At 41.9% G+C, this 5,016-nt stretch carries 5 protein-coding genes and 1 pseudogene; 3 read left to right on the top strand and 3 right to left on the bottom strand.

The genetic code is table 11. The features are described 5' to 3' along the window. Positions 1 to 911 (top strand): annotated as a pseudogene (locus tag WBM98_RS00110) (magnesium chelatase); the annotation flags it as partial. Positions 912 to 1,007: 96 nt separating this feature from the next. Here WBM98_RS00110 and WBM98_RS00105 read toward each other — a convergent pair. Continuing rightward, entirely contained in the window at positions 1,008 to 1,490 is a 483-nt protein-coding gene (locus WBM98_RS00105) for a hypothetical protein (protein ID WP_424363971.1), read from the bottom strand. A 172-nt stretch (positions 1,491 to 1,662) separates the two neighbouring features. Then, positions 1,663 to 2,094, bottom strand: a complete 432-nt coding sequence (locus WBM98_RS00100; protein WP_424363970.1) for a hypothetical protein — start codon at positions 2,092 to 2,094, stop codon at positions 1,663 to 1,665. A gap of 97 nt (positions 2,095 to 2,191) precedes the next feature. On the opposite strand from WBM98_RS00100, the gene WBM98_RS00095 reads away from it, so the two are divergent. Next, complete coding sequence (locus tag WBM98_RS00095) at positions 2,192 to 2,977, top strand: tRNA pseudouridine synthase A (RefSeq protein WP_424363969.1); 786 nt, start codon at positions 2,192 to 2,194, stop codon at positions 2,975 to 2,977. Positions 2,978 to 3,022: 45 nt separating this feature from the next. Beyond that, on the top strand, positions 3,023 to 4,102 hold the full coding sequence (corA, locus tag WBM98_RS00090) for a magnesium/cobalt transporter CorA (RefSeq protein ID WP_424363968.1): 1,080 nt from the start codon (positions 3,023 to 3,025) through the stop codon (positions 4,100 to 4,102). A gap of 20 nt (positions 4,103 to 4,122) precedes the next feature. Here the strand turns inward: corA and cysM are convergent, their stop codons facing one another. Then, on the bottom strand, positions 4,123 to 5,007 hold the full coding sequence (gene cysM / locus WBM98_RS00085) for a cysteine synthase CysM (protein ID WP_424363972.1): 885 nt from the start codon (positions 5,005 to 5,007) through the stop codon (positions 4,123 to 4,125). Positions 5,008 to 5,016 lie beyond the last annotated feature (9 nt).

Raw genomic sequence — 5,016 nt, 5'->3', positions numbered from 1 at the left:
AATTACCGGATCTTCAATCTAGAATACAGGTATCGCTTTTCAACATATTGGAAGAAGGGGATATTCAAATTCGGGGATTCAAACTTAGACTTCCCCTTGACTTGCAGTTTGTATTTACGGCAAACCCTGAGGATTATACGAACCGTGGTAGTATTGTGACCCCATTAAAAGATAGGATCGGATCACAGATTCTAACCCATTACCCAGATGATATTCCGACAGCACGGAAGATAACAGCCCAAGAATCGCACTTGGACAAAAGCCAGACAGAGGTGGTCTATGTTCCTGAAATCGCAAAGGATATCTTGGAACAAATAAGCTTTGAGGCCCGGGATAGTGAATATGTCGATTCAAAAAGTGGGGTAAGTGCACGAACCAGTATCACGGCATTTGAAAACCTGATGAGTACCGCGGAGCGCAGGGCATTGATTTCTGGGGCAGCCAATACTACGGTTAGATTAAGTGATTTTCTAGGGGTTATCCCGGCCATTACAGGAAAGATAGAATTGGTCTATGAAGGCGAGCAGGAAGGGGCAGATGCGATAGCCGAACTGCTGATCGAGGAAGCAGTAAAATCAATATTTCCAGAGTATTTCCCAAAAATCGAAAAATTGGAACGTAAGGATGCGAAAGGACCCTATGATGCATTGGTTTCTTGGTTTTTCGAAGGTCCGGGTTTCGAATTGCCCGATGATTATACCGATGCTGAATATAGAAGGGCGCTTGATACGATTACACCTTTAAACGGATTGATCAAAGAACACCTTCCTGACGTTTCCAAAGCTGACGCTTATTTTTTCAAGGAACTGCTTTTATGGGGATTGGTAGCCCACAAAAAATTGAGTAAACATCGATTCTCTGAAGGCTTTCAATTCAAAGATCTTTATGGTAGTTTTATCAGTGGGCTATAGGAAAGGACAATCCTAATGGATTTTAAATGTTAGCCTGCCATGTACCTAACGTCCCCTTTTTAAAAGACCTTAAATTAGCTTAAGGTTATATTTAATTTATTCCCATGAGTCTATCCCATCATTGATCTCATTGAACCGATAGGAGCCAATTTTATGCTTGCGATGCTTAAAGGCAATTATCGTAAGCAGTAGTAATAGCACATATAAAACCATGATCAATATGCCGATAGGAAGAAAGGTCGAAGGGATAACATGGCTATGGTAATCCGAATAACTCGTTAAGATGGATATCGAATTAAACAGCCGATAGATATAAATCCAAAAGATGACATAGAGGGCATATTCCAAATTTCGCATTTGGGGATCAGCGATTTCATTCTCTTTGATCTTGAACCACATGGCGTATAGAAATGCGAAATGTACGAGGGTCATTAAGGGAAATATATAATTGTCGAATTTGAAGAAATAGAATTTATTGGTAAAAAGGCCATAAAAACTGAATACATTCAATAAAACCAAGACCATCAGTGAAAGTATAAGGGTGGTTTTCCATGAAAACAGTCGTAAGATAAACTTCATACAAATATAATTGCGCGGATTTTTTGGGAACCCTATTTTCTATAGTAAAACGAATCGAAAAAGTGAATATTTAAATAAATCGATGAACAGCATTTAATGTTGACAAGCATAAAAAAAGTGTGGTCAAAACAGGGAAATTGTTATACCACACTTCATGTTTTGTGTTCGATAATCAGGATATCCAACCTTTTTTCAGGGCCGATCTTGAAAATAAGACCAGTCCTAAACCAATGGCAATCACGACTAGGGGCATTGCAACCCCTTGGGCAGTGCCATAGACTTCAACGGCATTGGTCATAAAGAACGAATACCCCATTTGAATTAAAATTCCAAGCAGGGAAACCCCCAACACCGTATTGGCCCACTTTTTACGCAATAGTAAGCCAATACATCCTAAAACCCCACCCCATACGGCGAAAGCAAAGGCCGCCGTGGCCCATGCCGGCGTGTTTTCCATTAATACCACTTGTTCGGCGGGTAATGCCGATTTGACTTCATCGCTCATATAAGCCTGCGATAAATAGGCCATGGCCCCAATAAGATTCCATAGCAGTGCCACTACACTGACGATCCAGTACCATAAGGGTACTTTAATACTACCCATGTTTGTCATACTAATTTGTTTAGTTGTTATACGTAATCAAAGTACAAAATTTATGGGAATTCGTTTTTCGCCGTACTTTTAGACCAAATTACCATCAATGGACAAAGAGCGGTTTTATTACGTAATCAATCTTCAATATCTGGGATTCAGGTACAGTGGTTGGCAAAAACAACCCCATCAGAAAACCATCGAGGGAATGTTGGCCAAAACGCTGAAATTCATTTTACCGGGTGCACGTTTTAAGATTTTAGGGGCCGGGCGTACCGATGCCAAGGTTTCTGCCTTGAAAGGCGCCTTTGAATTGTTCCTTGATGATCGCCCCATAGATGATGTCGATATATTCCTGACCCTTTTCAATAAGAACCTACCACCCGACTTAAAGGCCACGGGTATTCGCGAGGTCGATGCCTCTTTTAATATCATTAAAGACCCTGGGCTCAAGGAGTATGTTTACCTGTTTTCTTGTGGTGAAAAAAACCATCCTTTCAGCGCACCTTTTCTGGCCAATATTTTGGAAACGCTTGATATTGAGTCGATGAAGGCCGCTGCGAATTTGTTTGAGGGAACCCACAATTTCAGCGCCTATACCGTAAAATCACAAAAAAATGCCAGTAAGCCCCGAACCATTCAAAGTTGTGGCATTCGGGAAAACACCCTGCTTACGGCCAATTTTTTTCCAAAGGATTCCTATGCATTGCATATTGTCGGTAAGGGTTTTATGCGGTATCAAGTACGAATGATCATGGGAGCATTGATACAATTGGGGAAAGGGGAGTTGTCATTGAATGATATTGAAAGATCCCTAATAGCACCTGATTCCATAGTACTGACCAGCGTTGCTCCCGGCTCGGGGCTTTTGCTGAACCGTATCGAATTCCATTGAATTGAAATCTTTATTTCTTAGTATATTTATATAAATATCCCAAAAATGGCCAAGAAGAAGAATGCTCCCAAAAGACAATTCAAAAGACATAAGAAAGTAGGCAAAGCCCCAGGTACCATTACCTATATGGGGCACCGGGAAGCCGTAGAGACAAAGGTCACGATCATTGAATACAACGATGATTTCCATAAAACACACTTTCCAGGCGATATTGGGCAAATAGTGGCACACAAGGATACGCCCACAACGTCTTGGGTCAATATCGTTGGTTTAAGCGATGAATCCTTCATTGAAAAGGTGGGCACCCATTTTGGGCTTAATCCCTTGGTGCTTGAAGACATTGTCAATACGCAGCAACGGCCAAAAATCGATGAATATGAGGATTACATTTTTGCGGTATTCAAGATGCTCTATGTCAATGAAAACAATGAGTTGGTGGGGGAACATGTGGCCCTAGTGCTCATGAGAAACTGCGTTTTGGTCTTTCAAGAACTTGATGATGATGTTTTTAAGAGTGTGCGTGATCGAATAAACGCAAAATCGGGTCGTATACGAACTAGGGATTCCGATTATTTATTCTTTGCCCTTTTAGATTCGATCATCGACAATTACTTTGTCGTATTGGAAAATGTGAGCCATAAGATAGAGACCTTGGAAGAGGAGGTGTATGAAAATCCCAATCGTGAAGTGGCACACAACATTCAGCAATTGAAAAAGGAGGTGCTTAAAATACGTCAATGGATATATCCGGTCAAAGAGCTTGTAGGTAGATTGATCGATAGTGAAAACACGCTTATAAGCAAGGATACCAAGCTTTTTTTAAGGGATGCTCTGGATCATTCCTATGAAATTAATGAGAGTTTACAGATTTATCGTGAAATGGCGATGAGTTTAATGGAAATGTACATGAGTAACATGAGCAATAAAATGAATGAGGTAATGAAGGTGTTGACCATCATGGCATCCATATTCATTCCTTTGACCTTTATTGCCGGTATCTATGGTATGAACTTTGACCACATGCCAGAATTACACTGGGAAAATGGCTACTATATGGTATGGGGGGTAATGATTGCCCTTTTTATAGGTATGTTGTTCTATTTTAAAAGGAAGCATTGGCTCTAAGATATTCGGATTATTGCGCACTAATCGAATAAATCTGAGGAGAGGTAGCGATCCCCACGATCGCAGATTATGGAAACAATAGTGCCTTTTTCCAAGGTTGCTGCCAACTTCAAAGCGGCCACTGTAGCACCGCCGCTGCTCATGCCCGAAAAAACACCCTCTTCCTTTGCGAGCCTTTTGGCCATTTCCGAAGCCTCTTCGGTACTTACCTCAATGACCTGGTCCACTTTATTGGCATCGAAGATTTTTGGCAAGTATGCCTTAGGCCATTTCCGAATACCAGGAATACTCGAGCCATCCGTAGGCTGCACCCCGACAATTTGAATCTGCTTATTTTGCTCTTTTAAGTAGGTAGAAGTTCCCATGATCGTCCCCGTTGTTCCCATAGCAGAAACAAAATGGGTGATTTCCCCTTGGGTGTCGCGCCATATTTCAGGCCCCGTGGTTTTATAATGGGCCTTCCAATTGTCCTCATTGGCGAATTGGTTCAACATCAGAAACCCTTCATTCTTTACTTTGGCCTCGGCATAATCCCGTGCGCCTTCGATGCCGACATCTGCGGGGGTCAAGGTAACCACGGCCCCATAGGCACGCATGGTCTGCACCCGTTCCTTTGTGGAATTCTCGGGCATGACCAGTTCAATATCAAGTCCATAAATCCCTGCGATCATGGCTAAGGCAATCCCCGTATTGCCACTTGTGGCCTCTATAAGTTTCGAATTTTTTGTGATCAACCCTTTATCCATTCCCGTTTGGATCATATTCAAAGCTGCCCGATCCTTGACACTGCCTCCGGGATTATGGCCTTCCAACTTGAAAAGAAGGGTGACATTGGGGTTGGTATTGAGTACTTTCGATGCAATTAAAGGCGTGTTCCCTATAATATCAAGTATCGTTTTAGCCATTGATCTCGG

This window comes from Maribacter sp. (assembly GCF_049667165.1).
GTDB lineage: Bacteria > Bacteroidota > Bacteroidia > Flavobacteriales > Flavobacteriaceae > Maribacter_A.
This window is presented reverse-complemented; position numbering and strand designations above follow the sequence as displayed.

Coding starts and splice junctions, on each gene's coding strand:
- WBM98_RS00095 (WP_424363969.1), top strand. CDS start 2,192: ATGGACAAAGAGCGGTTTTATTACGTAATCAATCTTCAATATCTGGGA.
- corA (WP_424363968.1), top strand. CDS start 3,023: ATGGCCAAGAAGAAGAATGCTCCCAAAAGACAATTCAAAAGACATAAG.
- WBM98_RS00105 (WP_424363971.1), bottom strand. CDS start 1,490: ATGAAGTTTATCTTACGACTGTTTTCATGGAAAACCACCCTTATACTT.
- cysM (WP_424363972.1), bottom strand. CDS start 5,007: ATGGCTAAAACGATACTTGATATTATAGGGAACACGCCTTTAATTGCA.
- WBM98_RS00100 (WP_424363970.1), bottom strand. CDS start 2,094: ATGGGTAGTATTAAAGTACCCTTATGGTACTGGATCGTCAGTGTAGTG.